This window comes from Achromobacter sp. 1011791174, from assembly GCF_059760925.1.
Genome location: NZ_JCBANH010000189.1, coordinates 1 through 3,127 on the forward strand (window position 1 = coordinate 1; position 3,127 = coordinate 3,127).

Annotated in this window: 3 protein-coding genes; 1 reads left to right on the forward strand and 2 read right to left on the reverse strand. The window is 68.9% G+C overall.

The features are described from left to right. Positions 1–160 precede the first annotated feature (160 nt). Positions 161–340, reverse strand: a complete 180-nt coding sequence (locus tag AC6LJ5_RS30175) for a hypothetical protein (RefSeq protein ID WP_498142433.1) — start codon at positions 338–340, stop codon at positions 161–163. 400 nt (positions 341–740) lie between these two features. Between AC6LJ5_RS30175 and AC6LJ5_RS30180 the strand changes: the two genes are divergently transcribed. Next, complete coding sequence (locus tag AC6LJ5_RS30180) at positions 741–1,706, forward strand: glycosyltransferase family 9 protein (protein ID WP_498142434.1); 966 nt, start codon at positions 741–743, stop codon at positions 1,704–1,706. A gap of 57 nt (positions 1,707–1,763) precedes the next feature. Here AC6LJ5_RS30180 and AC6LJ5_RS30185 read toward each other — a convergent pair. Continuing rightward, the coding region (locus AC6LJ5_RS30185) for a tetratricopeptide repeat protein (RefSeq protein ID WP_498142435.1) at positions 1,764–3,127 on the reverse strand (1,364 nt) is incomplete at its 5' end.

Here is a 3,127-nt window from a genome sequence, read left to right on the forward strand (position 1 = left end):
GCTGCGCGGCGGCGGGGGCAGGGGGCGGGCGTTCGTGTCGACAATCTGTCGGCGAGCCGCAATGCCGGGCCCGGATGAGATCGGGGGAGAGGAGGAAGCCGGGACAGGCGCCGCGCATGGCGATGGTTCCCCAGGGCGGGCGCCCTGGGGAACCATCGTGTCAAAGGCCGGTGTCGGGGTAGTTCGGGCCGGCGTCATGGAAGCCGCCGCTGCTGTACGGGTTGGCCGCGCCAGGGTGGGGCGGGCCCCCGGGGCCGAGCGAGCAGCCGGCCAGCGCCAGGGTCAGGGCCAACAGCATGGCCAGGCGGGGCAGGGGGAAAGCGGATGGGAAATGCGTCATGGTGAGTCTCCTGTGCCGATCCCCTCGGAACGGCGCGCAACGTGCAGCGTATGTACCGATCATAGCGCCGGACGGACGGGACGCAGGCAAGCGCGGCTCCGGACCTGTTTGTGACAAAAAACAACGACTTCAAAACTCTTCACATTTATTCAACAAGCTCTTGTATTCCGTTTGAGGCGCTGCGGGTAAATTCGCCAATTGCCGGCATCGGCGGCGTGGCCGTTGCGATGACGGCGAGCGGCCGTGGCGCCCGGGACAGGAAGAAGCGTCCAGGGCGGCTGGCCGAGGCGTGATCGGCAGCTGAAAAAGCGCCGCGATACCAATAAGAGAATCAATCTCGATGTCAGTCATCCGTCGCGCAGGGCGGCGGGTGCAATTCAGGGAATACGGGAAAGAGGGTATGCCGGATACGGTCGTCTATATCAGGAGCCAGCCCCGCTACGGGGATCAGGTCGTGGCGTTTCCAACGCTCTATCAGCTCAAGCAATGGTGGCCGTCGCAGCGGCTGCGGGTCGTGGCCCGGGATGACGTGGGGCGTTACTACACGTCCCTGCCCTGGGTGGATGAATTCGTGCGCGTGTCCAGCTTCCGCGAACACGTGCGCTGCCTGCCCGCGCGCGCCAATGCGTCGATCAATCTGCATCACAGCAGCGAGCGCTACGGGCTGGTCAGCCTGCTGCGCCGTCCGGCGTTGCGCATGGGCTTTCGCAACAATCGCCTGAGCGACGGCGCCTGGACGCATTCGCATCCCAAGAACATCGGCGAATACATCGGCCTGGCCAATCTGCGGCTGCTGGGCACCTACCGTTCCTTCGATCCCCACCAGGCGGCGCTGAACTGCTTCCGGGCAATCGCCGAGCAGCGCAAGCGCCCGGTGGCGCCGGTCGACGTGGTGATGATTCCAGGCGGCGGCTCCGGCCCGTTCAAGCGCTGGAGCATCGCGCACTACATCCGGCTGGCGGACCTGCTCAAGACCTCGATCGGGCGCGGCACGCAGTTTTCCTTCGTGCTGGGGCCGGACGAGGCCGCCGAGCTTGAACTGATCAACAGCCTGCGCCGTCCGGAATTCCGGATCGAGTATTGCCGGACCATTCCGGAGCTGTCGGCGCTGATGCTGCGCGCGCGCCTGATCGTCGCCAATGACTGCGGTCCCTCGCATATCGCGCAGGGCGTGGGCGTGCCTTACGTGGGCGTGTTCAACGAGTCCAACCCCGAATGGTTCTGGCAACGTCCTGGCGCCGTTGATGTCGTGCCCGACGTCGTCGGCGCGGGCATCAACAGCATCCCGCCGGAAAAGGTGCTGGCGGCCTGCCTGGCGGCGATCGCCGCCGATCCGGTAGAGCGCACGGAGCTTGCCGCGGCCTGAGCCGGGCATGCGCGGCCCGCGCTGCTGCCCGGGCCGGGATCGCTGGCGCGGTTCGCCTCAGGCGGCCGCGCCGCGCGGATGGCGTTTGTCGCGGGTCGGCCGGGGCTGCGCGCAGCGCTGCTGGTAGGCCTGCACTTGCGCGCTGCCGGAGGCGTGGAACAGTGGATGCGGGTAGTCCACGGCGCGCAGCGCATCGTACAGGCGCCGGCCCCACACGCACTGGGCCTCGGCCTGGTCCCAGATCCGCCGCGCCAGCGCCTGCTGGCCGTCACGCCATAGCGCCAGGCCGTAGTCGGCGACCATTTCCTCATCGCGCGGCTGTGCCGCATAGCCGCGTTTCAGCATATCCAGCCCGCCGGCGGCGTCGCCGCGCAGAAAGCGTATCCAGCCCAGCGTGGCCTGGTTGTAGGGCCGCAGGCCGGCCGCGCGGATCGAGCGCCGCGCCTGGGCCTCGGCTTGCGGCAGGTAATCCGGGAAGTCCGCCAGGTAGTAGGCGACGCTGTTGGCGTAGTCCGGATCCGGCCGACCGGACTTGCGAGCCTGGCGGCGCTGCAATTCCATGGCGTCTGCCAGGGCGGCGTCGGGCATGCCCAGCAGCTTGTGCAGCATGTAGCGGTCGGCCAGCGCCTGATCGTCCAGCGGGCTGATGCGTTCGATCCATGCCGGCGCGGTGGCTTCCTCCACGGTGCGCCGCGCCCATTCGGGCTGGCCCGCGCCCAGCAGCACGGTCGCCAGCGCCACCTTGCCTGCCGGCGCGTCCGCGCAGCCCATAGCGGCGACCCGCTCCCGGGCGGCATCCAGATCGCGCCGGGCCAGCTCCAGGTTCAGCATGTTCAGTTCAGTGAAGCAGGCAGGGTCGAAATCGAAGTCGTTGCTGGTGTACAGATTGAGCGAGGCCGCAGGCATGGCATCGCTGACATAGGCCGTGTTGCCCTGCGCGGAGGTATAGCCCATGTCGGTCTGCAGCTCGCCCCAGCGCTGATGCAGCGCGATGCGGTAGGGGTATCCGGCCACCGGCGCGTGCTCGCCGCTGCTGCTCAGCTGGAATACCTGACCCCAGCTGTAGTCGCCGGCCAGCCGGACCAGGGTGAAATCGCGGGCCAGGTGGTCGGTCTCGGTCCAGATCCAGGCGGTGCGTCCCTGCGCGTCGGTCACGCCGTGGATTACGCCGCTGCCGTCGGGCGTGTTGCGGATGGACTGATCCTTGCCGGTCAGGAACAGGCGGTAGGGCGTGTGCGGCGCGAGCTGGGGGCCGGTCGGGCCCTGCACCTTCAGCACCAGGTAGCGGCCGTAGGCGCCCGCGCCGAACTGCGGCATGCCAGGAGGCGGCGCCGAGGGCCGGGCGTGGGTCTTGGCCTTGGTCGCGACGCTGGACGCGGGGGCGGGGATGGCCGTGGGCGCGAGGGCGGCCGCCGCCGAGG